The organism is Bacillus paranthracis (genome assembly GCF_001883995.1).
Taxonomy (GTDB): Bacteria; Bacillota; Bacilli; order Bacillales; family Bacillaceae_G; genus Bacillus_A; species Bacillus_A paranthracis.
In genome coordinates this window covers 24,145-48,405 of the sequence record NZ_MACE01000078.1, presented here as the reverse complement: position 1 = coordinate 48,405, position 24,261 = coordinate 24,145, and the positions used below count along the sequence as shown (strand labels likewise).

The 24,261-nt window shown below is 36.8% G+C and carries 24 protein-coding genes and 2 tRNA genes; all 26 read right to left on the bottom strand.

The window, feature by feature from the left end; genetic code table 11:
* Positions 1 to 398: 398 nt before the first annotated feature.
* On the bottom strand, positions 399 to 1,898 hold the full coding sequence (lysS, locus tag BAQ46_RS25900) for a lysine--tRNA ligase (RefSeq protein WP_000369678.1): 1,500 nt from the start codon (positions 1,896 to 1,898) through the stop codon (positions 399 to 401).
* Positions 1,899 to 2,057: 159 nt separating this feature from the next.
* Complete coding sequence (gene dusB, locus BAQ46_RS25895) at positions 2,058 to 3,056, bottom strand: tRNA dihydrouridine synthase DusB (RefSeq protein ID WP_071743064.1); 999 nt, start codon at positions 3,054 to 3,056, stop codon at positions 2,058 to 2,060.
* 23 nt (positions 3,057 to 3,079) lie between these two features.
* Complete coding sequence (locus BAQ46_RS25890; RefSeq protein WP_000387027.1) at positions 3,080 to 3,283, bottom strand: helix-turn-helix domain-containing protein; 204 nt, start codon at positions 3,281 to 3,283, stop codon at positions 3,080 to 3,082.
* Entirely contained in the window at positions 3,235 to 3,750 is a 516-nt protein-coding gene (gene folK / locus BAQ46_RS25885; protein ID WP_001059445.1) for a 2-amino-4-hydroxy-6-hydroxymethyldihydropteridine diphosphokinase, read from the bottom strand. The genes BAQ46_RS25890 and folK overlap by 49 nt, the downstream gene beginning before the upstream one ends.
* The gene (gene folB, locus BAQ46_RS25880; RefSeq protein ID WP_000358059.1) at positions 3,747 to 4,109 is read right to left on the bottom strand and encodes a dihydroneopterin aldolase; all 363 of its coding nucleotides are present in this window, start codon (positions 4,107 to 4,109) and stop codon (positions 3,747 to 3,749) included. The genes folK and folB overlap by 4 nt, the downstream gene beginning before the upstream one ends.
* On the bottom strand, positions 4,110 to 4,970 hold the full coding sequence (gene folP, locus BAQ46_RS25875; protein WP_071743062.1) for a dihydropteroate synthase: 861 nt from the start codon (positions 4,968 to 4,970) through the stop codon (positions 4,110 to 4,112).
* Positions 4,945 to 5,817 (bottom strand): aminodeoxychorismate lyase, encoded by an 873-nt coding sequence (pabC, locus tag BAQ46_RS25870; protein WP_000909887.1) that lies wholly within the window; start codon positions 5,815 to 5,817, stop codon positions 4,945 to 4,947. Before pabC ends, folP begins: the two co-directional genes overlap by 26 nt.
* On the bottom strand, positions 5,811 to 6,398 hold the full coding sequence (pabA, locus tag BAQ46_RS25865) for an aminodeoxychorismate/anthranilate synthase component II (protein ID WP_000602276.1): 588 nt from the start codon (positions 6,396 to 6,398) through the stop codon (positions 5,811 to 5,813). Before pabA ends, pabC begins: the two co-directional genes overlap by 7 nt.
* A 5-nt stretch (positions 6,399 to 6,403) precedes the next feature.
* A complete protein-coding gene (gene pabB, locus BAQ46_RS25860) occupies positions 6,404 to 7,801 on the bottom strand; it encodes an aminodeoxychorismate synthase component I (RefSeq protein ID WP_071743060.1) in 1,398 nt (465 codons plus the stop codon).
* Between the two features lie 220 nt (positions 7,802 to 8,021).
* The gene (gene cysK / locus BAQ46_RS25855; RefSeq protein WP_001261709.1) at positions 8,022 to 8,945 is read right to left on the bottom strand and encodes a cysteine synthase A; all 924 of its coding nucleotides are present in this window, start codon (positions 8,943 to 8,945) and stop codon (positions 8,022 to 8,024) included.
* A gap of 104 nt (positions 8,946 to 9,049) precedes the next feature.
* Positions 9,050 to 9,925, bottom strand: coding sequence for a redox-regulated molecular chaperone HslO (gene hslO / locus BAQ46_RS25850; protein WP_000656366.1), 876 nt, complete (start codon positions 9,923 to 9,925; stop codon positions 9,050 to 9,052).
* A gap of 6 nt (positions 9,926 to 9,931) precedes the next feature.
* Positions 9,932 to 10,720, bottom strand: coding sequence for a type III pantothenate kinase (locus BAQ46_RS25845; RefSeq protein ID WP_000578367.1), 789 nt, complete (start codon positions 10,718 to 10,720; stop codon positions 9,932 to 9,934).
* 227 nt (positions 10,721 to 10,947) lie between these two features.
* Entirely contained in the window at positions 10,948 to 12,849 is a 1,902-nt protein-coding gene (gene ftsH, locus BAQ46_RS25840) for an ATP-dependent zinc metalloprotease FtsH (protein WP_001079660.1), read from the bottom strand.
* Between the two features lie 85 nt (positions 12,850 to 12,934).
* Positions 12,935 to 13,477, bottom strand: coding sequence for a hypoxanthine phosphoribosyltransferase (gene hpt / locus BAQ46_RS25835; protein WP_000981838.1), 543 nt, complete (start codon positions 13,475 to 13,477; stop codon positions 12,935 to 12,937).
* Positions 13,474 to 14,904, bottom strand: coding sequence for a tRNA lysidine(34) synthetase TilS (gene tilS / locus BAQ46_RS25830; RefSeq protein WP_000655447.1), 1,431 nt, complete (start codon positions 14,902 to 14,904; stop codon positions 13,474 to 13,476). Before tilS ends, hpt begins: the two co-directional genes overlap by 4 nt.
* A gap of 225 nt (positions 14,905 to 15,129) precedes the next feature.
* Positions 15,130 to 17,601: a stage II sporulation protein E gene (gene spoIIE / locus BAQ46_RS25825; protein WP_001123528.1), complete on the bottom strand. Its 2,472-nt coding sequence runs from the start codon at positions 17,599 to 17,601 to the stop codon at positions 15,130 to 15,132.
* Positions 17,602 to 17,860: 259 nt separating this feature from the next.
* Positions 17,861 to 17,932 (bottom strand) — tRNA-Glu (locus BAQ46_RS25820).
* A gap of 13 nt (positions 17,933 to 17,945) precedes the next feature.
* A tRNA-Met gene (locus BAQ46_RS25815) sits at positions 17,946 to 18,019 on the bottom strand.
* A 160-nt stretch (positions 18,020 to 18,179) separates the two neighbouring features.
* On the bottom strand, positions 18,180 to 18,662 hold the full coding sequence (locus tag BAQ46_RS25810) for a S1 domain-containing RNA-binding protein (RefSeq protein ID WP_000021452.1): 483 nt from the start codon (positions 18,660 to 18,662) through the stop codon (positions 18,180 to 18,182).
* An 87-nt stretch (positions 18,663 to 18,749) separates the two neighbouring features.
* Positions 18,750 to 19,109 (bottom strand): cell division protein DivIC, encoded by a 360-nt coding sequence (gene divIC / locus BAQ46_RS25805; RefSeq protein WP_001208736.1) that lies wholly within the window; start codon positions 19,107 to 19,109, stop codon positions 18,750 to 18,752.
* Positions 19,106 to 19,759: a spore cortex biosynthesis protein YabQ gene (gene yabQ, locus BAQ46_RS25800; protein ID WP_000059762.1), complete on the bottom strand. Its 654-nt coding sequence runs from the start codon at positions 19,757 to 19,759 to the stop codon at positions 19,106 to 19,108. The genes divIC and yabQ overlap by 4 nt, the downstream gene beginning before the upstream one ends.
* Positions 19,756 to 20,064: a sporulation protein YabP gene (gene yabP / locus BAQ46_RS25795; RefSeq protein ID WP_001059101.1), complete on the bottom strand. Its 309-nt coding sequence runs from the start codon at positions 20,062 to 20,064 to the stop codon at positions 19,756 to 19,758. Before yabP ends, yabQ begins: the two co-directional genes overlap by 4 nt.
* A gap of 58 nt (positions 20,065 to 20,122) precedes the next feature.
* Positions 20,123 to 20,398: an RNA-binding S4 domain-containing protein gene (locus tag BAQ46_RS25790; RefSeq protein WP_001234876.1), complete on the bottom strand. Its 276-nt coding sequence runs from the start codon at positions 20,396 to 20,398 to the stop codon at positions 20,123 to 20,125.
* Between the two features lie 14 nt (positions 20,399 to 20,412).
* Positions 20,413 to 21,873, bottom strand: a complete 1,461-nt coding sequence (gene yabN, locus BAQ46_RS25785; RefSeq protein WP_071743058.1) for a bifunctional methyltransferase/pyrophosphohydrolase YabN — start codon at positions 21,871 to 21,873, stop codon at positions 20,413 to 20,415.
* A gap of 12 nt (positions 21,874 to 21,885) precedes the next feature.
* Positions 21,886 to 23,487 (bottom strand): putative polysaccharide biosynthesis protein, encoded by a 1,602-nt coding sequence (locus BAQ46_RS25780; protein ID WP_000444157.1) that lies wholly within the window; start codon positions 23,485 to 23,487, stop codon positions 21,886 to 21,888.
* A gap of 230 nt (positions 23,488 to 23,717) precedes the next feature.
* Positions 23,718 to 24,254 carry a stage V sporulation protein T gene (spoVT, locus tag BAQ46_RS25775; protein WP_000648302.1) on the bottom strand — a complete coding sequence of 179 codons (537 nt, stop codon included), beginning with the start codon at positions 24,252 to 24,254 and terminating at the stop codon, positions 23,718 to 23,720.
* Between the last annotated feature and the right edge of the window lie 7 nt (positions 24,255 to 24,261).

The following is a 24,261-nucleotide window of genomic DNA, read 5'->3' as shown; positions in this document are numbered from 1 at the left end:
GTTTGTCTAGCATCTAAAATAAAAATTGACGTTTCACGTTGTTTGTTTCGTTCAGTTTTCAAAGAACTACTTCGTCGCTCAGAAGCGACTTTATTAATATAACATTTCGTTATATTTTCGTCAACAACTTTTTTCAAAAAGTTGTTTTTCGTTTGTTTTGCTTGTTACCTTTCGTGGCAACGAATATAAATATACCAGTTTGATTATTAAAATGCAATAGTTTTTCTAATAAAATTTTTAACTTAGTAAAAAAGTATAAAAACAGCACTTTTCTTCTATATAAATATAATTTCTTCCAACATCAACATCTAATCTCCACACTCATACTCAAATAAAGTGAAACTTTAATCAAGCCTCACCAATCGCGATAAAAAAAGCTTTGGAGAAATCTCCAAAGCTTAGTCTTGTTTATGACGCATAGCAGGGAATAATAGTACATCACGAATAGATGGTGCATTCGTTAATAACATAACAAGACGATCAATACCAATTCCTAGTCCACCCGTAGGAGGCATACCATACTCAAGAGCTTCGATATAATCATCATCCATCATGTGAGCTTCATCATTACCTTGTTCGCGTTCTTTTAATTGCGCTTCAAAACGTTCTTTCTGATCAATTGGATCATTTAACTCAGTGAATGCATTTGCATGTTCACGTGCAACGATAAATAATTCGAAACGATCTGTGAATCGTGGATCTTCGTCATTCTTTTTCGCAAGTGGCGAAATTTCTACCGGATGACCGTAAATAAATGTTGGTTGGATTAATTTATCTTCTACTTTTTGCTCGAAGAATTCATTAATAATATGACCAACTTCCATTGTATCCTTAATTTCTACATTATGTTCTTTTGCAAGTTCACGCGCTTCTTCTACACTCATCGGATTCCAGAAATCTGCTCCAGAATGTTCTTTAATTGCATCTACCATATGAAGACGTGTCCATTCTGGTTCTAGATTAATTTCATAATCACCATACTGGATTGTTGTTGTACCTAGTACTTGCTTCGCGATATGAGCAACCATATTTTCTGTTAGTTTCATAATATCTTTATAATCAGCATACGCTTCATATAATTCAATCATCGTAAACTCGGGATTATGACGAGTTGATACACCCTCGTTACGGAATACACGGCCGATTTCATAAACTTTTTCTAATCCACCCACAATAAGGCGTTTTAAATGAAGTTCAATTGCGATACGCATATATAACTCCATATCTAACGCATTATGGTGCGTGATAAAAGGACGCGCAGAAGCTCCACCTGCAATTGCGTGCATCATAGGTGTTTCCACTTCAAGATAACCATTGTCATCTAAGTATCTTCTCATTTCACGAATGATTTTACTGCGAGTAACAAATGTTTCACGGCTTTCCATACTTGTAATTAAGTCTAAGTAACGTTGACGGTAGCGTTGTTCAACATCTTTTAATCCATGATATTTATCCGGTAATGGACGAAGAGATTTCGTTAATAGCGTAAAGCCCGTTGCTTTCACCGAAAGTTCTCCAACGTTCGTTTTGAAAACTTTACCTTCAATACCTACTAAGTCACCTAAATCTGCTGTTTTAAATAATTCGTACTCTTCATCTCCAACAGCATCTTTACGAACGTAAATTTGAACTTGTCCATGTAAATCTTGAATATGTGCAAATCCAGCTTTTCCTTTACCGCGTTTTGTCATAATACGACCAGCGATAGAAACAGAGATTTCTTTCTCCTCTAATTCTTCTTTAGAGAACTCTCCATATAGGCTTAATAATTCATTTGTTGCATTTGTACGTTCAAAACGTTTACCGAACGGATCGATCCCTTGCTCACGTAAGTTATGTAGCTTTTCACGACGAACAAGCAATTGGTCGTTTAATTCTTCGTGGTTCATGTTATCCATGGTATTGATATCACTCCAGCTCTATTAATTTTTACAATATATACAGTATAGCATTTTCTACTCAACTAGAAAAACTGCCAGCAACTAACTGGCAGTTCTTCTTTCTTTCACGTAATTATAGGAAGTGTATAGAAGAATGTCAATCTTCCCTTCCTATTATTAACCAACGTGAATTGTTTGTTGTTTCGCTTCTACTTCTTCTACAAATGTACCTAATACATTTGCAAGGTCTTCACGCGTATTACAAGCATTGATACCATTACGTACAGTTGCATTACCACGAATGCCTTTTAAATACCAAGCTGCGTGCTTTCTCATCTCTCTTACAGCGACATTTTCATTCTTTAAATCGATCAGACGATCTAGATGCAACATACATACGTCAATTTTCTCACGTACTGTCGGTTCCGGCATTAATTCACCAGTCTCTAAATACTTTACCGTACGATAAATCATCCATGGATCTCCAAGGGCAGCGCGGCCAATCATAACACCATCTACACCAATTTCATCAAGCATACGCTTTGCATCTTGCGGCGTTGCGACATCACCATTTCCGATAACCGGGATATTTACAGCTTGCTTTACTTGTTTAATAATATCCCAATCCGCTTTTCCTTCATACATTTGTACTCGTGTGCGCCCATGAACTGCTACCGCTTGTCCACCAGCACGCTCAACAGCTTTCGCATTCTCGATTACGAAAATATGATCCTCATCCCAACCGATACGCATTTTTACTGTAACTGGTTTTTCTACAGCATCTACAACTGCCGCTACCATTTCATATATTTTATTTGGGTCTAAAAGCCACTTTGCTCCTGCATCACACTTAACGATTTTTGGTACTGGGCACCCCATATTAATATCAATGATGTCTGCTGTCGTATATTGATCTACGTATTTCGCAGCATCTACAAGAGTTTCTTTCTCGCCACCAAAAATTTGTAAACTTAATGGCTTTTCTCTCTCATCAATATATAACATATCTAATGTTCTTTTATTGTTCAGTAGTATCGCCTTATCACTTACCATTTCAGCACAAACTAGGCCTGCACCGAATTCTTTTACTGTCAAACGGAATGCAGAGTTACACACTCCCGCCATCGGTGCTAATACAACCGGATTTTTCATCTCAATATTTGCGATTTTTAACACTCGATTTACTCCTTCCTTCATGGTCACTTTGGCATTAGCTCATCTATCGAGACCTTTAATGCTTTAGCAACTTCCACTACAAAGTCTTGGGAAGGCGATCGATTTCCTCGCTCAACTTCACCTAAAACAGATACAGATACCCCTAATTCTTTTGCAAAACCTTCTTGCGTATAACCTTTTAGTTTTCGAAAAGCACGAATGCGTCTTCCCCATTTTTCTGCTTCCATACCGTTACTCCCTCTCGCCTTTTCATTTCTTCTACTTGTGAACGTGAAATGTTTTGTTTTATATCTTGATTAATCTCTAACAACGGAACGATAACAAAAGCTCTTTCGAACATCCGCGGATGCGGAACAATAAGATTCTCTGCTTCAATATTTTCTTGATTATATAGTAAAATGTCAAGGTCAATAGTCCTAGGTCCCCACCTAATTTCCCTTTTTCTTCCTAGATCATTTTCTACTTTTTGCGTTACTTTCAATAATTCTTGCGGTGATAAATTGGTAGAAATTTTTATAACTAAATTTAAAAAGCAACTTTGGTCAGTATAGCCAACCGGTTCCGTCTCATATACAGACGAAACATCCTCAACTTTGATATAAGGATTTTTATTCAGAAACTGAATCGCTTCAGTTAAATACGTATAACGCTCTCCAATATTTGAACCTAATGCAATGTAAGCTATATTATTCATGGACGTTCTCTCGTAATTTCTACCGCTACAGCACGATAATGTCCTGGTATCGGCGGATCTGGTTTAATTACCTTTATCGTACATCTTGAAATACTCTCATATTGTTTCAATATATCTGTAGCAATATTTTCAGCAATACTCTCTACAAGCTTATATGTTCTATCTTCTACAACCTTCCTACATAATTCGAAAAGCTCTCCATAATTAACAGAATGCTCTAAGTCATCACTTTCTCCTGCTTGTTTCAAATCCAATTCCACCGTTAAGTCCACTTTAAATCTCTGGCCCAATTTATTTTCCTCTGGGAATACACCATGATAACCGTAAAACTCCATATCATGAATATAAATTTTATCCAATTACTTTACCCCCTTACCAATCATCGCATCCATCATCTTAGCCATACGTGCCATTTCCTTCACATCATGAACACGAACAATCTCACAACCCTTTTCAATACCAAGACAAACGGTAGCTCCCGTCCCCTCAAGACGTTCTTCTACCGGCAAATCTAGCACATGCCCAATAAAGGACTTTCTTGAAGTACCTAAGAGAACTGGATAACCTAGTACGTTTAACTGTTCTAAATTACGCATCGCTTCTAAATTTTGTTCAGGTGTTTTAGCAAAACCGATGCCCGGGTCTAAAATGATATTCTCATCTCGTACACCAGCATCTTTAGCAATTTTAATACTGTCATATAAATCAGCAACCATATCAGCCATTAAATTACGATAATTCATGTTATCGCGATTATGCATTAAGATAATAGGTACATCGTAATGAGCCGCAACTTCAGCGATTTTCGGTTCCGCCTTCGCTCCCCAAACATCATTAATAATATGAGCACCAGCTTCGATTGCTTGTTTTGCAACTTCCGCTTTATATGTGTCGATAGAAATAGGCAATTTCACCTCTTTTGAAACAGCCTGAATCATTGGAACAACTCGTTTTATTTCTTCTTCCACTGACACTTTAGCAAAGCCCGGACGAGTAGATTCGCCACCAATATCAATAATATGAGCACCTTCATCTCGCATTTCTTTCGCATGGCGCACTGCAGTATCTACCTCGTTGTAACTCCCACCATCAGAAAACGAATCTGGTGTTACATTTAAAATCCCCATAATTAACGTTTTTTCATTTAAGTTCAATGTATATTCGCCGCAGCGCAAATCATAATCCCACTTCAAACTACACATCTCCTCTTCGTAATTCATTTCTGCTCCACAATTTCTCTCTCTGCATTTCATAAAGGTTCATAAATCTTTTTGTAACCATACCTACTTTACCCGGGAAATCTCGTCCCTCTATACGATTAAGCGGAACAATTTCTTGAATCGAGTTTGTTACGAAGACTTCATCGGCTGAAAGTAATTCATCTTTTGTAAAGAAACCTTCTTTTACTTCTATACCAATCTCTTCAGCAACCTTTATAATAAACGCACGAGTGATACCATTTAAAATCCCTGTTTCAAGCGAAGGTGTATATAAAATATCACCTTTCACAAAAAAGAGATTCGAAACAATACCCTCTGCAACATAACCTACTTCAGTCAGGAAAATCCCTTCCTTATTCACACCATTTCCAATTTCACGTTTCCCTAAAATGTTATTTAAATAATGGTGAGACTTCAAGCGAGATGCACCCTCTGGGGTATTTCTCACTTGATTTAAGATAACCCCTTCTTTTTCCACTACATCTCCCGGGGCCGCTAAAGGTTTTATAAAAACAATAATAGACGGCTCTTCATACATTTCTGTTTGCAATCCAATTTCATCTATACCCGCCGATACATTAAAACGGACATACGCATGCTCTAATTTATTCTTAACGATTAAATTCTTCAAAATAAGCATTACTTCATCTTTCGTCTTTGTCCATTTTATTTGCAATGTATCCAGCGCATCTATTAAACGGTCATAATGATCATCCAATAAGAAAGGATGACCATTATAAATACGAAAAGTCTCAAAAACTCCAAGACCATATAAATAACCATGATCATAAGGAGAAATTCTCGCTTCACTCGATTCTACATACTGACCATTTACGTAAATTAACATGATGTCACACTTGGACTATATTTACGAATGAAATTCTGCAACAACTCTTTCCCGTGAGAAGTCATAATAGATTCCGGGTGGAACTGCACACCTTCAATCGGTAATGTTGTATGGCGGAGCGCCATAATTTCCCCTTCTTCTGTCCAAGACGTTACCTCTAAACAATCAGGTAACGTCTCTTTCTTAACAATAAGGGAATGATAGCGTGTCGCGGTAAACGGATTAGGGATATCCGAAAAAATCGTCTTCTCGTCATGATGCATAAGCGATGTTTTCCCATGCATTAATCGCTCTGCACGAACAACCTCTCCACCAAACACTTGCGCAATAGATTGATGACCAAGACAAACCCCAAAAATCGGAATCTTTCCAGCAAAGTATCGAATAACCTCCATACTAATTCCTGCCTCATTCGGACTACATGGACCTGGCGAAATCATTAAAAAGTCTGGTTTCATATTCTCAATATCTGAAATAGTCACTTCATCGTTACGTTTAACAACAAGATCTTGTCCAAGTTCTCCAAGAAACTGCACTAAATTAAATGTAAAAGAATCATAATTATCAATCATTAATATCATTTCTCTCACCTAACCGTTTCTTCACTACGTTCTTTTGCACGCCATAAAGCAATCGCCTTTTTTAACGACTCTTTATATTCATTTTCCGGATTTGAATCAATTACAATTCCCGCCCCTGCTTGTACATGCGCTTTTCCGTCTTTAGCAAGAAGTGTCCTAATTACAATATTCAATTCTGTATCTCCAGAATAACCGATCCAACCGATTGAACCTGTATAAATCCCTCGGCGAACAGGTTCTAATTCTTCAATAATTTCCATCGTACGTATTTTCGGAGCACCCGTAATTGTTCCTCCAGGGAATACAGCCTTCACTAAATCGAAAGTATCTTTATCTTCTTCCACCTCACCACGCACATTAGAAACAATATGCATAACATGTGAGTATTTCTCAATTACCATAAACTCGTCTACTTCTACAGTGCCATATTTACAAACACGTCCTAAATCATTTCGCTCTAAATCTACAAGCATGACGTGCTCTGCTCTTTCTTTTTCATTCTCAATTAATTCCCTTGCCAATTCTTCATCCTCTTGCTCATTTGCCCCTCTAGATCTCGTTCCAGCAATTGGTCTTGTACTTACTTCAGTTCCCTGTTTCTTAATTAGCAACTCTGGCGATCCACTTACAATTTGAAAATCCCCGAGCTCCAAGTAACCCATATATGGAGATGGATTAATTTCACGAAGACTTGTATATATTTCTAGTGGGTGTGTTTGTAACGTTCTTTCTTGTCTTGTCGACAAGTTTACTTGGAACACATCACCAGCCCCAATATATTCTTGAATACATTCAACCGCCTTCATAAAGCTTTCTTCAGTAAAAGCAACTGCTTCATTTTTCTTTTCAGGGCACGCAAACGGTATAGTCACTTCCGGCGCTTCTGTTGCCCAAAGAATCTTCCATTCATTTAATCGCTCTTTTGCCTCTTCGTGCTTATCTACATAATGTGTAATAATCCATAATACTTTTTCTTTTTGATCATACACAAACACATCATCAAATAATAAAAAGAATATATCAGGTATATTAATATCATCTTCCGCAAGAGAAGGAAGTTTTTCAATATAACGGATGCAATCATAACTAAAGTAACCAATTGCACCACCTTGAAAAGGCGGGTATTCCGGATTATAATCCGTTTTCCATCGCTCCATATATTCCTGCATTAAATTTAATGGGTTTCCTTGCTTTATTGTTTCCTTACCACTTTCACTTATATGTAACGTTTCACCCTTCCCTCGGATTACCGCTACTGGGTTTAATCCCACGATGTTATAACGACCGCCACGTCCACTCTCTAACAAAATATGTTGCGGTTTATCCTTAGAAAGAAATTTATATTGCTTAAAGAAATCTAACTGATATGGAATAGAAAGCGCTAAAGATTTTCTTCGTTGCATATCAACACCCCGTCTTCTTTTATCCCACCCTCTTATATTAACCACTTCAAGCTACATTCGTTATGTATATAGAAGGGTTATATTCGAAGGCTAGTGAAAATAAATTAATGATACTACCTCTTATTTTACATGAAGTTTTCTAGTCATTCACTCTTTTCCTATTTCCAATCCAAAAAGAAAAAGCATCCTTTTTTAAGGATGCTTTTTCAATCACATGTAATTAAGACTCAAATTGATAAAGTGGTGTACTTAAATAACGTTCACCATTACTTGGGATAATCACAAGTACCTTTTTCCCTTTACCTAACTTTTTCGCAACTTCTGTCGCTGCATAAATAACTGCTCCTGAAGAGATACCAACTAAAATACCTTCCTCTTTAGCCACTCTTCTTGCGTATTCGAACGCTTGCTCTGTTTTCACTTGAATGATTTCATCATATACTTCTACATCCAATGTTTCTGGAACAAATCCAGCCCCAATTCCTTGGATTTTATGTGGACCCGGTTTTCCACCAGATAACACTGGTGAATCCGCAGGTTCTACTGCATAAATTTTAATATCTTTATATGCTTCCTTCAGCACTTCACCAGCACCAGTAATCGTCCCCCCTGTACCAATACCTGCAATAAATGCATCTAATTGGTCGCCCATTTGCTCAACAATTTCTGGACCTGTTGTTAAACGATGAATTTCTGGATTTGATTGATTTTTGAACTGTTGCGGTATAAAGTAGCCATGTTCTTTTGCTAATTCAGTCGCTTGACGAATTGCTCCGCCCATTCCTTCAGGCCCTGGAGTCAATACTAATTCAGCGCCATAAGCACGTAATAAATTGCGACGCTCAACGCTCATTGTTTCTGGCATTACTAAAATTGCCTTATATCCTTTAGCAGCTGCTACCATCGCTAAACCAATTCCTGTGTTACCACTTGTCGGCTCAATGATTGTATCGCCTTCTTTTAATAATCCTTTTTTCTCAGCATCTTCAATCATTGCTAATGCGATACGATCTTTAACGCTGCTCCCCGGATTCATAAATTCTAATTTTAAGTATATATCTGCGCTGTCTGATTCTACGATGCGGTTCAACTTAACGATCGGCGTTTTCCCGATTAATTCTGAAACTGATTGTGCCACTCGCATTCCTGTCACTCCTAACACCGAGTATTTTTATTGGTTTTGTATATATTTAGATTTTGTCAGAAAATTCCCTGTTTGTCAATGTATTTAGAGGGTAAATTCCCTTATTACAAATTCTCAATTAAATTTGTAATATCTTCTTTAGAGAACTTGTATCGCTCATTACAGAAGTGACAATGAACTTCTGTTTCTTCTTCTTCTTCACGAACTTGCTCTAACTCCGTTTTACCTAAACTAATTAACACACTCTCGATACGTTCGCGTGAGCATGTGCAATTAAATTGAACATCCATCGTTTCTAATACTTTTACCTTATCTTCTCCAAGGACTGCATACAGTAACTCTTCTGGAGAAAGCCCTTGTTCGATCAATGTTGATACAGGAGGAATCTTCTGCAAACGCTCTTCAATGAATGAAATTGTCTCTTCCTGTGCACCCGGCATAATTTGAAGGATAAATCCACCTGCCGCTAATATGCTATCGTCTCCATTTACAAGGACACCAACACCTACAGAAGAAGGCGTCTGCTCAGAAACTGCAAAATAATACGTGAAGTCTTCTCCTAATTCTCCTGAAACAATTGGAGATTGACCAATAAACGGCTCACGCATACCAATATCTTTAATTACCGTTACAAATCCTTCAGTACCTACCGCTTGATATACACGTAATTTCCCTTGTTCTGTTCCTTCAAAGTCAACATGTGGATTCGTTACATAACCACGTACATCTCCATTTGCATGAGCATCTACTAAGATAGGACCAATCGGACCATTTCCTTCTACCTTAATTGTTAGCTTTTGGTCACCTTTTAACATTGCCCCCATCATTGTACCTGCAGTTAAAGAACGACCAAGTGCCGCTGAAGCTGTTCTCCATGTATCATGACGTCTTTGCGCCTCGCTTACCGTGTTTGTAGTACGTACACTATACGCACGCACTTCCCCATCAAATGCTAACGCTTTTACTAAATAATCTTTCATACTTATTTATTCACCTTTCTCATGCTGTAAATTTGCATTACGCTCGTATAACATATACAAACCTTTTAATGTTAAGAATGGATCTACAACATCAATTACATTCGATTCTTCTGAAATTAATTTCGCTAATCCACCTGTTGCAATAACTTTTGGTTCTTGTTTAGCTTCCTCTTTCATGCGCTTAACAATACCTTCCACTTGTCCAACATAACCATAAAGAATACCGGATTGCATCGCACTTACCGTATTCTTCCCAACTACACTGCTTGGTTTTGTAATTTCAATACGAGGAAGTTTTGCCGCTCTACTATATAAAGCCTCTGCTGAAATCATAATTCCTGGTGTAATAACTCCACCCATATAATGCTTTTCTTCGTTAATATAACAATATGTAGTAGCCGTACCAAAATCGACAATAATAAGCGGACTTCCATATAAGTGGATTCCTGCTACTGCATTTACGATTCGATCCGCACCTACTTCTCGTGGATTTTCATATTTAATATTTAGCCCCGTTTTTATTCCAGGACCTACTACAAGCGGCTTAATTTTAAAATACTTTTCACACATGCGCTCTAAAGCAAACATAATTGGTGGTACGACTGAAGACACGATAATACCTTTCACATCTTCAAACGAAAGACCCTCATGCTCAAGCAACTGTTTTACAAGCATTCCATATTCATCTTCTGTCTTATGACGATCCGTTTCCATGCGCCAATGTTGACGAAGTTCCCCCTCTTCAAACACGCCCAGTACAGCATTTGTGTTCCCTACATCCAATACAAAAATCATATTCTCACCACTTATCTTATTTAATCTATATTTGTGCAGTATGTATAAAACTTATAAAAACATCATATCACACATACTTATATAATCAGCTTTTCTATCCTCATCATTTTACAAAAAGATTACTCCCTATTTCAATTTTTAGTACCAGATTTATTTAAATTCTTTTTCTACTTAGTTCCCTTCTACAAATAAAAAAGGAGTGACTATCGTCACTCCTTCATCTCTTCTTACTTATCTTCTGATTCTTCATCGTCCTTCTTCATGTTGATGTTTACTTTCACATCAGCTGAAGATGTTGAACGTTCTGGCAATCTGCCATAGTCACATAAATGATTGATTTGCTCTGCATCTAACGTTTCTACTTCAAGTAACGTTTTCGCAATAAGATCTAGTTTATCACGATTGTCAGTAAGAATTTGTTTTGCACGAGCATAACATTCTTTCATAATCGTTTGCATTTCCATATCGATTTCGTGTGCAATCGCATCACTATAGTTTTGTTCTGAATGGAAGTCTCTTCCTAAGAACACTTGACCACCTTGTGAGCTACCAAATTGCATTGGTCCAAGCTTATCACTCATACCAAATTCCGTTACCATACGTCTTGCAATACCAGTCGCACGTTGGAAGTCATTATGAGCACCTGTACTTACTTCACCAAATACAATCTCTTCAGCTACTCGACCACCAAGTAAACCAGTGATTTTATCAAGTAACTCTGGTTTTGTCATGAAGTAACGATCTTCTTTTGGAAGCATTACTGCATATCCACCAGCTTGACCACGAGGGACAATTGTTACTTTATGAACGACATCAGCTTCATCAAGGACAACACCAATTACAGTGTGGCCCGCTTCATGGAAAGCAACGATATTACGTTCTTTTTCAGAGATAACACGACTTTTCTTAGCCGGACCTGCAATAACACGATCCGTCGCTTCATCAATGTCACTCATATCAATTTTCTTCTTATCTTGACGCGCAGCTACTAAAGCAGCTTCGTTTAATAAGTTTTCAAGATCGGCACCAGAGAATCCTGGTGTACGAGTTGCAATTGCTCTTAAGTTGATATTCTCATCAAGCGGTTTATTACGAGCATGCACTTTCAGTACAGCTTCACGGCCATTTACATCTGGACGATCTACTGTAATTTGACGGTCAAAACGACCTGGACGTAATAATGCTGGGTCAAGAATATCAGGACGGTTTGTCGCAGCGATGATAATAATACCTTCGTTGGCACCGAATCCATCCATTTCAACAAGCAATTGGTTTAACGTTTGTTCACGCTCATCATGGCCACCACCAAGACCAGCGCCACGTTGACGTCCTACCGCATCAATTTCATCAATGAAAATGATGCAAGGAGCATTTTTCTTTGCGTTTTCGAATAAATCACGTACACGTGATGCACCGACACCGACGAACATCTCTACGAAATCAGAACCACTGATAGAGAAGAACGGAACGCCTGCCTCACCCGCAACGGCACGTGCTAGTAAAGTTTTACCTGTACCTGGAGGTCCCACTAATAGAACACCCTTCGGAATACGGGCACCAACTTCAGCAAACTTACGAGGATCTTTCAAGAATTCAACTACCTCAACAAGCTCTTGTTTCTCTTCATCTGCTCCAGCAACATCTCTGAAACGAACTTTTTTCTTTTCGTCATTATATAACTTCGCCTTACTTTTCCCGAAGTTCATAACACGGCTACCGCCGCCCTGAGCTTGGTTTAATAAGAAGAAGAATAAAATGAAGATAATGACAAACGGGATGATAGAAGTAAAGAAGGTTACCCAAGCACTTGTTTCTTCTGCTGGTTGATACTTAACTTCAGCACCTTGCGCTTTATCATTAATTTTCTTTTGTAATTCCTCAGTATTTGGTGCATAAGTAACAAATTGTTCTCCCTGGCTAGAGTTATTAAATTGTCCTTTTACTTCAAACACACCATTTTTCGGTTGAAGCTGCACATTACGCACTTCACCTTTTTCTAGTTTAGTAATGAATTTATCGTAGCTAACTGATGTCGTTTTTTGTGTCGAACCATTAAAATAGCTCACGATTCCAATTACTACTAGGAATATCAGTAAATAAAAGATGGTATTACGGAAGATACGATTCATTCCTAACCTCCTCTCACGGCATAAACACTATAGTAAATCGTAACATAGAAAAACTTTCCTATACAATTGTGACGCCTGTATTTAATTAATTTGAGTAAACGCTTGGTTTTAATACTCCTACATAAGGAAGATTACGGTATTGCTCTTTATAATCTAATCCATATCCTACAACAAATTCATGCGGTACAGTAAACCCAACATAATCCGCTTTCAAATCTACCTTACGGCCTGTTGGTTTATCTAATAACGTAACGATTTTTACAGACTTCGCTTTACGATATTTAAATAGGTCTACTAAGTAACTTAGCGTAAGACCGCTATCAATAATATCTTCAACGATTAAAATATCGCGACCTTCTACAGAAGTATCAAGGTCTTTTAAAATTTTCACTTCGCCTGTTGAAACAGTTGAGTGACCGTAACTAGATACAGCCATAAAATCCATTTCAAGATATGTATCTGTTCTCTTTAATAAATCTGCCATGAATGGCATTGCACCCTTTAGTACACCAATCGCAAGAGGTACTGTGTTTTTATAATCCTCTGCAATAATTGCGCCTAATTCGAGCACCTTTTCTTGTATTTGCTCTTCAGAAATTAATACTTTTTCGATATCTTGATTCATCATTTCATTATCCTCCCGGAAGACTCCTTGCTTTTGTAGTGAATAATCATATATTTATCCTTCTTTGCTGTCTCTTTCGAGATAGCAAATGCAGATCGCTTCAACAAGGGTAACCAAATAACATTCCCACTTGCATCACAAACGACCGGCCATTCTTCTCTTTTTTCTCTTGGTACTTTTGCTTCGATAAAAATAGCTTTTATCTTTTTAGTGCCATTCATACCTTGTATTGACATGCGATCTCCATTTTCTCTAGACCGAATACGAAGTGGATATGATATATCATTATACTTAGCAACAAATACTGTTTCATTCATGTCACTTGGTATATCTTCGCTCACCTCTGTTACAAGTTTATCCCCGTTCGATAGCGTAATTGTCCCGGGCACTGATAAATCTTGTAAGAAAGGAGAAACAATTTCTTGTTTAAATCCAAAGCTACACTCCTCGTATGCGCGAACAATTTTCAAATCACCTGGGAAATCAAGTGAACCCGAAGGCTGTGTCCGCTTAAAAAACTCAATCACTTTGTCAATATGTATAGAGGAAAGAGAAGATGGAATCTTATATTCATAAAGATAGTTTAATATTAGTTGAATCCCTCTTCTTTGTAAAGGCATAGACATGGATTCAAAGGCAGGAATTGATAAGCTAATTTGTTTATCACTTTTTTTTGTAATTACTTTATTCATTTTCTCAAAAGCTAATTCCTGCAAATACGCCTCATCCTCTTGCATCTGCATGCTAAATTTTTGGAATTTCTCATGCACTTGTGGGTTTTCTTCTTTCAAATGAGGAAGAACGTATTTACGTAATCGATTCCTTGTATATACTTCCTTTTTATTACTTGGATCTATACGAGGAATTATTTTCAGCTTATTACAGTAATCAACAATTTCTTCCTTTGTTACTCCAAGTAACGGCCTAATTAAATATCCATTATGAAAAGGACGCTTCACTGCAATTCCTGCATATCCTTTCGGAGTACTCCCTCGTACAAGACGCATTAAAATCGTCTCTACTTGGTCATCACCATGATGTCCAAGGGCTACATATCTCGCATCATATTTCTTCATTATTCTTTCCAAAAATGCATATCTGCATTCTCTAGCAGCAACCTGTGCATTCATCCCGTATTGCTGTTGATATTGCGACACATTAATTCTTATCGTTTCGCAAATAACTCCCAGTCCTTTACAAAGGTCCTGCACAAACTGTAGGTCCTCATGAGATTCATCACCTCTAAACATGTGATCCACATGCGCCACTACAATTTCAAACTGTTTTGCCGCTCTTTTTTCTAACAAATAATATAGAAGAGCCAAAGAGTCAGGACCACCAGAAACCCCTACAACAATTGTTGAGCGTTCCTTTAATACATCATGCTGCTTTACAAAGTCATCTACCTTTTCAACAAATGTATCTTTCAACTTCGTAATCACCTTTCATTAAACAAGAACAGCAACGTTAGTTACCTTGTTTATAATGGTACAACTTTTACAAACATTGTGCAAAAAAAAGATATACAAAAATTACATTTTTATCTTACATCATCCGTATATATTCACAAAAATAATAACATTATCTTTTAAAGCAAAAAAACCTAGGTATTCACCTAGGTTTTTAGAAAGAAACATTACACTTCAAGTTTCACTTTATTGCGCTTGCATTCCTACAATTGGAATGGTAGCCCACTTCGGCATATTTTTCTTCACTTTCGCTACTACAATAGTCATATCATCATTTATATAACCATCGCCAGATCGAATCACCTCTTCCATAATGATATCAGCAATTTCTTGCGGATCTTCAGTTTGTAACTCTTTAATTTTCCGCTTCATCCATAACTCGTGATTCTCCACATGCTGCGCGCCCTCAAAAATCCCATCACTCATCATAATAAGAATATCACCTGTTTTTAATTGCTCACCCACTACATCAACTTCAACATCCTCGATAATTCCCATTGGCAAATTACTTGCTTCAATTTTCAAAATATTATTTGCGCGTTTAACAAAACTCGGCGTCGATCCAATCTTTAAAAACTTCGCACTCGCATCCCGTAAATCTACCATAGCTAAATCTAACGTCGTAAACATCTCTTCTGTTGTTCTTAAAGAAAGAATAGAGTTAATAGACTTAATCGCTATTTCTTCATCAATGCCTGATTGAAGTATTTTTTGTAATAATTTCACCGTTTCTTTACTCTCCATATGAGCTCTTTGCCCATTTCCCATACCATCACTAATTGCAAGGGCATATTTCCCAACACTTAAATCCATCATCGCATAAGAATCACCCGAAACAAACCCACCGCCTTTCGCGGCTGTGGCCAAGCCGGTATCAAGGGAATACGTTTTTGCTGAACCAAATGATATTAAACTGTGCCCATTCGGATAAGAAGATTTTTCTTCATGTTTCACAACTATGTTTTCCTTCAGGATATCAGAAAGCATTGGTGCAACTAATTTTTCACACTCTCCATGTTCATTAGATGCAACTGGAATCAACATTTCAATATCAATACTTCCTCTATCTAAACAATAAATATCAACATGCTCTATTTCTACACCAAAATCACGAAACGCTTGCAGAATCTGTTCTTCCTGTACTTGATGATTTTCTCTTTCTCTTTGTATCTCCTTAGCAAAATCCTCCATAACTTTTGATACACCTAACAATTGCTCCGCTACTATTCTACGATTTTCTTTCATTTGTTTTCGTAATTTTTGTCCCTCATAGAAGTGATCTAATTCACCCGCTACTAAATCCGTCACTTTCTTGCCTCTTACGCAATGCTTGTCCCATTCACGAACTAACTTCCGATTATGCTGCAGAGTTCCTTCTTCCGTTTCACTCATTATTTGTTTCATATAATCATACGTTTTATCGAAATTAACTACCCAGCATTGGTCCTTTTTAAAGCATGTTTGACATGTTTTTGCAGTAATTGTACTTAAGAACAAATCTGCCTCCGTCTCTTTATCTTCCTCCTCCACATATCCATATACAGAAAAGCTATTAGATAAAGCAGCAAATACATTGGCAAATTGATTGATTTTATTCGCTGTAACATCACGCATTCTTCTTAAATACTGTTGTTGATCTTGCGAATGCTCCTGTGTGCCTGGCATAAATTTAGCAATACGATCCATAACAAGTTTCGGTGTTAATAAAAAGAAAGCAATCGCCACACCAGATTCAATTAAAGTTGTCACAATGTTTGTTTGCTTGTCTACATATAGCGTAATCAAGCTTGTCCCAATTAATAAACCTAAACTAACACCTAAGCGTTTCCCTTCTTTTAACAAACCACCAAGCAATCCAGAAAAGGCAAGCAGACTAAGTTGGGACAAACTAGAGACATTTGCTAAGCTTAATATTAACCCAGTGACGACCCCTACTGTAGATCCTGTAGCCGCTCCTGCGATAAACGCAAACACAAGCACTAAATACCTAGTAAAAATATGTTGAATAGAAGCGTCATATATGAACCAATCTGTTGTACCAGTTAAAACAGATGCTAGTAATATAATTAAACAAACAATTTCTTCTGTCTCTAACGCTTGTTGTTTCCCTTTTCTTTCTACTAAAAGCGGGACACTTTGTAAAAATATCATAGTTAATACGAAGCTAAGCCCTGCCTCAATCGTACTAACGAGTAAATCGTACATGGTAACAGTTTGTTGTGCAAAATATACGACAACTAAATGTGCAGTTAATGCGGAGATAAATACTTGGAATGGTACAAGTCCAACAGTTTTACGTGTAAACCGACTAAAGAAGATATTATAAATGAAGAAAGTAAAAATAGATGCAAAGGTAAAGAATAAATTATCTATCGAAACTGAAAGTGCGCCCCCCATTAGGGCCAAGAATGCGAGCGGCATTTTATCCCGCTTCATAACATAAACAGCAGCAAAAAACGGTAGTGCAAACGGTAAAATGTTTGTTAATATATATGCTCGTCCCAAAAGAAAACCAATAACAACAATAATGAATCCCCATCTAAAGAAAACTTGCTCAAACTTCATTCGCAACTTACTCGTCCACTTTACTCCTCCAAGCTGACCTTCATTCATTGCCAATGCACTTGTATTCATAGTATTCCTTCCTGCTTTAGGCATATTTTTAACACCACCTGCATAGTTTAATTACTGTCATTATAAAAGATGATTATTGGGATTTTTGTCAAAACAACAGTTTTCACTTTTATAATCGTTCGACTTTTTATTCGAAATAACTCTACATATATACACAGTATGTATTTTATTTTTAATATTTTAATCGAACATTCAGAAAATATAGGGTGATTTTGTAGAAGTGTTGTATGTCTTAATTTATTTAACAAAAAAAGATCATGCGCATTTGCATGATCTTTTTAGATGACCCGTACGGGATTCGAACCCGTGTTACCGCCGTGAAAGGGCGGTGTCTTAACCACTTGACCAACGGGCCGTTAAATTAAATATAGCGGCGGAGGGGATCGAACCCCCGACCTCACGGGTATGAACCGTACGCTCTAGCCAGCTGAGCTACACCGCCATGTCGTCTTATTTAACGGACAATTAGTATCTTACCTCAGATATAATTTAAAGTCAACACATCTTGAAAACTTTTTTAAAAATATATTTTCACATATAAAAAAGCACCCTGAGCAATCGCCCTGGGCACCTCTCTATATTCTAAGAATTAAACGTTCTTATTATCCGCGACGTGCGCCACGGCCACCACGTTTAGATTCAGTGTTACGCTTTAAAGAAGTTAAACGATCTTCGCTATCCTTTAAGAAACGTGCCATCTTTTGCTCGAATGTTTCTTTTGGAGCACGGTCGTTACCGCCACCACGGTTATCTCTGTTGAAAGAACGATTACGTTGTGGACGTCCAGAACGTTGTTGATCACCACCGCGTTGGTATTCACCACGTGGACGATCTCCTTCTGTTTTTTCACGCTCTTTCGCTTTTTTAATAGATAGACCAATCTTACCATCTTTTTCAACGTTAATAACTTTTACTTCTACTTGGTCGCCCACTTTTAAGTGATCGTTAATATCTTTCACATAATTATCAGCAACTTCACTAATATGAACAAGACCCGTTAAGCCTTCTGGCAGCTCCACAAAAGCCCCAAAATTTGTAATACCTGTTACTTTACCCTGTAACTTGCTGCCTACCTCGATTGACATAAAAAAAATGCTCCTCCTTAGTGGTTAAAAAGTCAAATTTTACTTTATTATATATAATCCTAAAATATAGTGTCAATAAGACATACTCTACTTAGAAACAGGAAAAATTATCTCCCCTTTTCCAGAGAAGAAATAATCCCTTCTAGCAATCTTTAATACGTACTCTTCATCATTTAACTTTTGAACTTCGTCTTTTAGACTCTTTTCTTTGTTCGTTAATGAATCCAGTTCTTTTTTCATGTCCTTAACTTTTGCTTCTTTTGCTTTAATGGAACTGTTTTGTTGATAAAACGTTACACTAATACTCGCAATAATTGTAAAAGCAAAGACAAGAAAAACCGCTAAACGGCGATAAAGTCGCTTCCTGTTCTCATCCGTTTGTATTATATGCTCTTTAACAGGATTTGGACTCTGTTTTTCGATTGTTCTTTGTCTCAGTTCCCTCATTTCCGAGGTCCCCCTAACTTCTTTTTTATACGCTCCCATAATTGGAAGATATGTCCCTTCAATTTTGCTATATATTGCAGGAACCCTACATGCTTCATTATAAAAAGTTTAACACGATTAGGGAGAAGTTTCCATATGAGCGAAGCAATAAATCGAACAGGCCAGAAAAAAACTTTCCATATGAAAAGTAATATCCAAATCACCATTTTCCATAACACATGTCCAATTGAAAGCAGTATACGAAATAAGAATAATATAAATGCAATAAATAGCTGCGCTATAATAATAACAGGTTTTATCATGAGTAGCTGTATAATTTGAACAAAAAAGTGTGTTGTTTGCACAAAAATATAGATGAGAAAATTTAACAGTCTCATGTATATTGCTTTCAACATGCTTTGATATGCCGCAAAACCACATAATAATGCTAAAAATACATATATACGTAGTTCAGCTTCATTTACAAGAAGTAATACGTAAAAAACGAATAATGCTTGGACAATCCAAAATAGTATATCATGTATAAATACAATCCAACGCTTACGTTCTTGACGTTTTAAAAATCGTTGGTATGTATCTAAAGACGCTCCAATCCAAGCACCCATTCCGATCATTGAGAGCATCGTATACAACTGAATTGTTAGACTCATTTAAACAACTTACTAAAGAAGCCTTTAGTTTTCTCCCCTTGATTCTCATCAATATACAGCATCTCATGAACTTTCCCTTTAATCGATACAACACCTTTTTCTACATCTAAATTTTTCATTTGCAAATTTTGACCGCGAATTGTTAAAAAGCCCATTACGGTCTCAAGTAAAAACTCTTCGCTATCAAAACTCTCTACCTGCTTTACACCGGTAATATCAATTACACGTCTGCCACGCATAATAATATCATGCTCTACAGAAACATTTTGTTGATTAGAAGACATAGGTGAGTAACCATTATTCACGTAAATCCCCCCATACATTTATACTAGCTAATAGTAATGTATGAAAAGATAATCAATTTTAGAACAAGCCTTCTTCGGCCTTTACTTTTTCTTCACGAACTAAGCTATACATATTTGCTGCATCTTCTTTTTTAGTCGTTTCTTTCAATTCATTTATTTTTACAGTTACTATTTTTTGACCAAAACGAATTGTTAATTCATCAGCTACTTTTACATCTGAACTTGCTTTTGCCACTTGACCATTAATGGATATTCTTCCTTGATCAGCTACTTCTTTCGCCAATGTTCTTCTTTTAATTAAACGTGATACTTTTAAAAACTTATCTAGACGCATATTAAATCCCCCTATTAACGCTCTGTTTGTTTTGCCTCTTCCCAGAAAATATCTAACTGCTCTAATGATAAATCTTGCATCTCTTTCTTCATTTCAGCTACCTTTGCTTCCATGTATAAAAAACGACTGACGAATTTCTCATTTGTTGAACGTAACGCTTCTTCTGGATCTATTTTATAATGACGAGCTATATTAACAAACGCAAATAGTAAATCGCCAAATTCACTTAACATCTTCGCCTCATCCATGTTTGTAACTTCTTGTTGGAACTCTTGCCATTCTTCTAAGGCTTTCTCTATCATCGGCTGTACATCAACCCAATCGAAACCAACCTTACCAGCTTTTTTCTGGATTTCATAAGCGCGTAGTAACTGCGGCAAACTTTTTGGAACCCCATTTAAAACAGATTCTTTTACAAACCCTTTTTCTTGTTTTTTAATTTCTTCCCAATTGGCAATTACTTCATCGGCATTATTTACATCCGTATTCCCAAATACATGCGGATGACGACGAACCATTTTCTCAGATAAAGTTCGAATAATATCATCTATAGAGAACCAACCTTCGTCCTCTCCGATTTGGGCATGAAGCATAACTTGTAATAATACATCACCCAGTTCTTCTACTAAGTGATCATCATCCTCTTCATCAATTGCTTCTAATACTTCATAAGCTTCCTCAATTAAATACTTCTTTAAAGATTGATGTGTTTGCTTTTTATCCCATGGGCAACCATTCGGTCCACGAAGGTCTGCAATAATTTCTCTAAGCACATCAAACTGTTGATACAAGGACGCACGTTCCTGAACTGGCGGTACGTACACACTCGTTAAATTATTCAACTCCGTTTCATGATCTAACATGTACAACGGCACCTTTTTCACTTGCTCAAATGAAGTCCCTGCAGCTGTTACGATATACACTTCATAATCATCTGGCAGCATCTCCATTAATGTTAATTTCACATCTGATGCAACGAATGCGTCATATACCTGGCAAAAGATTAAGTGTTGACGTAATTCTAATTGTCCTCTTTCAAATGATGTAGCGTCAATTAATTGGAATCCTTCAATCGGATCAATCTTAAGACTTGCAAACATAGGATCAAGGAAACTTTGCCCACCTTCAATTCGCACTTCAATATTCGCTACTTCACTTTTTTCCAATAGTAGCTGAACCGTTCTTTCCGCTACAAGTGGATGCCCTGGAACAGCATAGATGATTTCTGCACCTTCAGCTTGTTTTAGCAATGTATTCGCAATTGTTTCATATACAATTTCAAATGTATCATGTGCTTCATATACATTGTCAAAAGCAGTATATCGTATACCTTCTTTCTCTAACTCTTCTATAACGGGATGTTCCTTCGTTCTAACAAACATGTGATCTGCTTCTTTTATTTTTCTATATACACCCATCGTTAACTGATCTAATTCACCAGCACCTAATCCTAAAATAGTAATGATTCCACTCACAACCTGTCACCTCTATCCACTCTTCTTCAATGAACCTTCTTTTTTCTCTTTTTTCATAACGGTTCCTATTTCTGTTTTTGTAAATACACGTAATTTTAAAATGAAAAACATATATGCCAATCCGCCGATGGCTACACCTAACAACGCCTCAAGTGTTGCAACACCTCTATGACTTGTATCCATTACTAATCCAGACATTTGCAATACACGCATAAACATTATTAGTACAAATCCCATACCGATACCACTAATAACTATACCTAACATATTCCGTTTGTCGATAAGCGATTCGGATACAGCTCGCATAAGTAATACACTATTTAGTATAGAAATTACAATTAACGCAACTAGCGTCGCAATTGCAGCTCCCTTCACACTAAAATATGGCATTAATATATAATTTAAAGCTAACTTTAAACAACCGCCAAATATAACGAATATTGCTGGTTTTAATGTTTGTCCTAACCCTTGCAAAATAGAAGCAGTTGTAATCGACAATGAACTAAATAAAATAGATAAAGATAAAATAGATAAAACATCTGACCCGTCACTATTTTCAAACAACATAATATTCGTAGGTTGGATAATACAAGTTAATCCAATGGCTGCTGCAAATCCGATAACAAATGTTATTTTCATCGCTAACCTTACCTTTTCTCGAATAAAGGTAAGATCCCCTCTTTCCTTCGCTGCTGTAATAATTGGAATAAGCGACAACGAGAAGGAAGTTGTCACGACAGTACCCAATTGCATAAGCGGGATACTTCTGTCATAAACACCTTTTAACACCTTTGCACTTTCAACTGGCTCTCCCGCTCCAATAAGTAGAGAATAGAAAGAAATAGAATCAGCCATTTGTATAAAAATAAGCACTAAGTTACTAACACAAATCGCTAACCCCTGCCAAAACAGGATTTTTATAATCTTCTTTTTCCCTTTAATCCTCTTTACACTTTTGAAGAATATAGAACGAAAGTCATGACGCATATAAAGTATAAGTACGATAATCCCAATCAATCCACCTGCGATTGAACCGAGCATAGCACCTGCACCAACTGTATATAAATCAAATTCGTGAGCAATTAGGAATAGAGATAAAAATACAATAATAGAAACACGAATCGTTTGTTCTATCACTTGCGAAACAGCTGTTGGCATCATATTATTGAATCCCTGGAAATATCCTCTTGCTACAGATAAAAACGGCATCAATATGAATGAAAAGGAAATAACGCGTAATAGCTTATCTAAGTGTATATCGCCCATAGCTATCGCAATTGCTTCGGCACCAAAGAACAATGTAAAAAATCCTATGAAACCAATCCCTAATAAAAACCAAAAAGATACACAAATAATTTCCTCTGCTTCTTGTTTTTTCCCTCGCTCTAATCGTTCCGCAACCATTTTTGAAATTATAATAGGGAACCCATAAGTAGCTAAAATTAAACAAAATCCATAAAATGGATAAATTTGTTGGTAAATATAAAAACCAACGTCACCCGCTATATTTTGATATGGAATACGGTAAAAGGCGCTTAATACCTTTGTAACAAAACTTGCGATTGTTAATATAATAGCCCCACGCCAAAAGGCTTGATACTTCTTCGATTCCATGCAAGAAAACTCCTTTTTCTATTCTCACCCCTCGTATTATATCATAAAGAAAAGGACAAGCTTCCTTACCTACACAAGTAAGAATACGTTCGTGCAACGTTAGAAATATTCAATGAAAAAAGGTAGCAAAGCGCTACCTTCATTCAATATACATATATCTCCAAATAATTGATTTCTCAAGAAGAAATATCATAATTAGGAAAGATTGCTACTTCTAAAATCATACACCTTTACTGTTCCATTTGTTTCGCTAAGAAACTGGCAGCAGTATTGACCGCCTTGTGCTCTATTTCGCTTATAATCGCTTCTTTTGAAAAAATAATGACAGCCCCAATTGGGTCTCCATTTGCAACAATCGGCCCAACTGTATAAGAATGAACCTTTTCTGTTACACCATCAATAATGGAAATATCACTTTCGTCCGTCATAATAACAGACTTTCTTTCTTCCATCGTTTTTTCAATTAGATCGCCAACGCTTTTATTTAAGTATTCTTTTTTTGATACACCTGATACTGCGATAATAGAATCTCGATCACATACAAGCACATTATGTCCTAAGCTATCATATAAAGCATCTGCATATTCTTTTGCAAAATCACCTAGCTCGCTAATTGGAGAATATTTCTTTAAAATTACTTCTCCATCGCGATCTACAAATATTTCTAGTGGGTCCCCTTCTCGAATACGTAAAGTTCTACGAATTTCCTTCGGGATTACTACCCTACCTAAATCATCAATTCGACGTACGATTCCAGTTGCTTTCATTCTAATG

Excerpts from the sequence above, each read along its gene's own strand:
- pabB (WP_071743060.1), bottom strand. The coding sequence starts at position 7,801 with ATGCAACGAAGAAAATCTTTAGCGCTTTCTATTCCATATCAGTTAGAT.
- ftsH (WP_001079660.1), bottom strand. The coding sequence starts at position 12,849 with ATGAATCGTATCTTCCGTAATACCATCTTTTATTTACTGATATTCCTA.
- BAQ46_RS25790 (WP_001234876.1), bottom strand. The coding sequence starts at position 20,398 with ATGCGTCTAGATAAGTTTTTAAAAGTATCACGTTTAATTAAAAGAAGA.
- yabQ (WP_000059762.1), bottom strand. The coding sequence starts at position 19,759 with ATGAGTCTAACAATTCAGTTGTATACGATGCTCTCAATGATCGGAATG.
- cysK (WP_001261709.1), bottom strand. The coding sequence starts at position 8,945 with ATGCGAGTGGCACAATCAGTTTCAGAATTAATCGGGAAAACGCCGATC.
- lysS (WP_000369678.1), bottom strand. The coding sequence starts at position 1,898 with ATGGATAACATGAACCACGAAGAATTAAACGACCAATTGCTTGTTCGT.
- folP (WP_071743062.1), bottom strand. The coding sequence starts at position 4,970 with ATGAATTACGAAGAGGAGATGTGTAGTTTGAAGTGGGATTATGATTTG.
- folK (WP_001059445.1), bottom strand. The coding sequence starts at position 3,750 with ATGAATAATATAGCTTACATTGCATTAGGTTCAAATATTGGAGAGCGT.
- divIC (WP_001208736.1), bottom strand. The coding sequence starts at position 19,109 with ATGAGGGAACTGAGACAAAGAACAATCGAAAAACAGAGTCCAAATCCT.
- pabA (WP_000602276.1), bottom strand. The coding sequence starts at position 6,398 with ATGATATTAATGATTGATAATTATGATTCTTTTACATTTAATTTAGTG.
- pabC (WP_000909887.1), bottom strand. The coding sequence starts at position 5,817 with ATGTTAATTTACGTAAATGGTCAGTATGTAGAATCGAGTGAAGCGAGA.
- spoIIE (WP_001123528.1), bottom strand. The coding sequence starts at position 17,601 with ATGCCTAAAGCAGGAAGGAATACTATGAATACAAGTGCATTGGCAATG.
- hslO (WP_000656366.1), bottom strand. The coding sequence starts at position 9,925 with ATGAAAGATTATTTAGTAAAAGCGTTAGCATTTGATGGGGAAGTGCGT.
- BAQ46_RS25810 (WP_000021452.1), bottom strand. The coding sequence starts at position 18,662 with ATGTCAATCGAGGTAGGCAGCAAGTTACAGGGTAAAGTAACAGGTATT.
- BAQ46_RS25890 (WP_000387027.1), bottom strand. The coding sequence starts at position 3,283 with ATGGAAGCAGAAAAATGGGGAAGACGCATTCGTGCTTTTCGAAAACTA.
- BAQ46_RS25780 (WP_000444157.1), bottom strand. The coding sequence starts at position 23,487 with ATGGAATCGAAGAAGTATCAAGCCTTTTGGCGTGGGGCTATTATATTA.
- hpt (WP_000981838.1), bottom strand. The coding sequence starts at position 13,477 with ATGATGAATCAAGATATCGAAAAAGTATTAATTTCTGAAGAGCAAATA.
- spoVT (WP_000648302.1), bottom strand. The coding sequence starts at position 24,254 with ATGAAAGCAACTGGAATCGTACGTCGAATTGATGATTTAGGTAGGGTA.
- BAQ46_RS25845 (WP_000578367.1), bottom strand. The coding sequence starts at position 10,720 with ATGATTTTTGTATTGGATGTAGGGAACACAAATGCTGTACTGGGCGTG.